Source organism: Collinsella sp. 4_8_47FAA, from assembly GCF_000763055.1.
Taxonomy (GTDB): Bacteria; Actinomycetota; Coriobacteriia; order Coriobacteriales; family Coriobacteriaceae; genus Collinsella.
On sequence record NZ_KN214172.1, the window covers coordinates 1 to 518 of the forward strand.

At 57.5% G+C, this 518-nt stretch carries 1 protein-coding gene; it reads left to right on the forward strand.

Translation table 11 applies throughout. The annotated features are described in order from the left end of the window. Positions 1-338: 338 nt before the first annotated feature. The coding region (locus tag HMPREF9463_RS10290) for a plasmid recombination protein (RefSeq protein WP_035139018.1) at positions 339-518 on the forward strand (180 nt) is incomplete at its 3' end.

Consider the following 518-nt stretch of genomic DNA (forward strand, 5'->3'; position numbering starts at 1 on the left):
AATCGGGCGGCTCATTATTTTTTCGCTAACTACGTCCGAAAAATAATGTGACAAATGACAAATGACAAATTGACCACGAGGGGGGCGAGGTACTACGACCTCGCCCATGGGAATCCGATATCCGATACCGATACGGTCGGGGTGGTTTGGAGGGGTTTCACCCCTCCATCTCGGCGGAGCCGAGCGGGCAAGGAAGAGGTGCCGCCGCCGATGACGCGCAGCAATCTCGACCGCGTGGGAGGATTGCGGAGAAGCCCCGCAGGGCACGTCCTTAGCGCAGCTAAGGTCTAACGTGCTAGACTTTAGTCGGTTAAAATCTGACGTAAGGCGGTTCCGACATGGCACACATAGCGAAGTACAAGGCAACCTCGGTCGGGCACATGCTCGCCCACTACAGGCGCGATGCATCCAGCCTGGAGCGTGACAACATCGACCCGAGCCGCGTTAAAAACGACTTGGTTGTCGGGCACTACACGAACAAGGACGGGAAGCTTGTTGTGGGGCGCGTGAGGGCGCGT